At 67.6% G+C, this 525-nt stretch carries 1 pseudogene; it reads left to right on the top strand.

The window, feature by feature from the left end:
* Positions 1-525, top strand: a pseudogene (locus tag GYA94_RS27345) (peptidoglycan glycosyltransferase PbpC); the annotation flags it as partial.

Genomic DNA, 525 nt, shown 5'->3' with positions numbered 1-525 from the left:
GCCACGGCGTTTTAGCGATTATCGCCCCCGTAATTTCGACCGCGGGTTTCATGGCCCGGTGAGCGCCAGCGAGGCGCTGGTGCGGTCGCTGAATCTGCCTGCGGTGCAGGTGCTCGAAGCCTATGGACCAACACGCTTTGCGGCTAATTTACGCAACGCCGGGCTGCCCCTGACGCTGCCCGCTGGCGCAGAGCCGAATCTGTCGCTAATCCTCGGCGGCGCCGGGGCGCGGCTGGAAGATATTGTCGCGGCGTACAGCGCCTTCGCCCGCCATGGCAAGGCGGCGCGGCTGCGCCTGAAGCCGAGCGATCCATTGACCGAGCGCGCGCTGATGTCGCCCGGGGCGGCATGGATCGTCCGGCGTATTTTGGCCGGCGAAGCGCAACCGGTTCCCGATGCCTCGCTGCCGCAGGCGGTGCCGCTGGCGTGGAAAACCGGCACCAGCTACGGCTATCGCGACGCGTGGGCGGTCGGCCTCAATGCGCGATATCTGATAGGCATCTGGACCGGGCGCCCGGACGGTAC

The organism is Pseudomonas juntendi (genome assembly GCF_009932375.1).
GTDB lineage: Bacteria > Pseudomonadota > Gammaproteobacteria > Pseudomonadales > Pseudomonadaceae > Aquipseudomonas > Aquipseudomonas juntendi.
This window is presented reverse-complemented; position numbering and strand designations above follow the sequence as displayed.